Source organism: Donghicola sp. XS_ASV15 (genome assembly GCF_041224595.1).
GTDB lineage: Bacteria > Pseudomonadota > Alphaproteobacteria > Rhodobacterales > Rhodobacteraceae > Donghicola.
Genome location: NZ_JBGFGN010000064.1, coordinates 1 through 481, shown reverse-complemented (window position 1 = coordinate 481; position 481 = coordinate 1). Strand labels below are relative to the sequence as shown.

General features: G+C 64.2%; 1 protein-coding gene. It reads right to left on the bottom strand.

The features are described from left to right. On the bottom strand, positions 1-481 hold a 481-nt coding region (locus AB9K37_RS01370; RefSeq protein WP_369835220.1), incomplete at both ends, for a hypothetical protein.

Sequence of the window (481 nt, the reverse complement as noted above, 5' to 3'; positions counted from 1 at the left end):
TCTCTTTCCCTCCCCTCTTTTTCCCTCCCCTCCCTTCCTTCTTTCTCCCTTCTCTCTTTCCCCCCCTTCCTCCCTTTCCCTCTTTTCCCTTCTTCCCCCTCCCCCTTCCTCCCTTCCCCCCTCTTTCTCCTCTCCCCTTTTTCCTCCTCTCTGCCCTCCTTTTCCTTTCTTCTTCTTCCTTCCTTCCCCCCCCCTCCCTTCCCCTCCTTTCCTTTCCTCTTCCCCTTTCTTTCTCTCCTCCTCTTTTCCCCTCTCTTTCTTCCCTCCTCCTTTCCTTCCTCCCCTTCCCTCCTCCCTCCCCCTCCCCCCCTTTCCCTTCCTTCTCCCCCCCCCTCCTTCTTCCCTCCTCTTTCTTCTCCTTCCTTTTCTCTTCCCTCTCCCCCCCTCCTCCCCCCCCCCCCTCCTCCCCTCCCCCCCCCCTCCCCCCCCCCCCCCCTCCCCCCCCCTCCCCCCCCCCCCCCCCCCCCCCCCCCCCCCCCCC